Raw genomic sequence first — 511 nt, 5'->3', positions numbered from 1 at the left:
TCCATCACCATCTGAACAACACCGCCCACAATAGGCACTGCAAAGGGTGGCCCTGGCAGCATCTTACCGGACTTCTTTCTCCTGCTGGCAAGAAAGTATGCCTGCTCCCACGTGAGGTAGAGGACTAGCAGGGCTGCTGCCAGCTTCCAGTAGCTGATGGTTGAGAAGCCAACAACAGCTGGCATTGGCTTCCCATGCATTAAGCCAGACCCATTAAAGGCGTCCCATTGCCTTAAAACCGCTCTTCCGGTAGGGAGCAGGACCTCGGTTCCGTTCAACATAGTGTGCCAAAAGATGCTGCCTTGGCACGCGTCTGTGAACTGAAGAAGAGGATTTCTGACTTGTGACCAGAATCTCCGAACAGAAACAGCTGTCGTCACGTCCCTTTGTCTTCACCAAGGCACCGTTGACTTTTCGAGCAAAAAAGCTTTGTTTGTATCACTACAGGAATGCTGTGCCCTTGCTTACGATCTTACCTAACAACACCAACAAACTCAACAAGGGAAAAAGC

1 protein-coding gene is annotated in these 511 nt (G+C 50.7%); it reads right to left on the bottom strand.

Translation table 11 applies throughout. The features are described 5' to 3' along the window. On the bottom strand, nt 1–281 hold a 281-nt coding region (locus tag RJ05_RS33165; RefSeq protein WP_217999016.1), incomplete at its 3' end, for a hypothetical protein. Between the last annotated feature and the right edge of the window lie 230 nt (nt 282–511).

The sequence above is a fragment of the Nocardia cyriacigeorgica NBRC 100375 genome (genome assembly GCF_000308555.1).
Classification (GTDB): Bacteria; Actinomycetota; Actinomycetes; order Mycobacteriales; family Mycobacteriaceae; genus Nocardia; species Nocardia cyriacigeorgica.
Note: the sequence above shows the minus strand (reverse complement) of the source record. Positions and strands in the feature narration are given on the sequence as shown.